A 244-nucleotide genomic window follows, 5' to 3' on the forward strand; every position below is an offset into this window, starting at 1 on the left:
ATAAGTCCAATGCCAGGAATAGATTGTATGATTTGAGCGGCTTCGCTACGGGAGTTTTCTTGTTTAAACAAACTATCGAGTAAATGGATTTTTCGCTCAAAGCCTGTGAGTTCATCGTAGACTTCAGAAACCATCAACAGCACAGCAGGTTGTAATGAATGAGTAAGCAGTTCTTGTAACTCTTGTTTAAACTTGCAGTAAGACTTAGGGATATCAATGCCAAATTCAAGTAACAGGCTTCGTG

Annotated in this window: 1 protein-coding gene; it reads right to left on the bottom strand. The window is 39.3% G+C overall.

The annotated features are described in order from the left end of the window. Nucleotides 1-244: hypothetical protein (locus SANK73390_RS11360; protein ID WP_462766132.1), on the bottom strand; the 244-nt coding region annotated here is incomplete at both ends.

It is taken from the genome of Pseudoalteromonas sp. SANK 73390, from assembly GCF_054966645.1.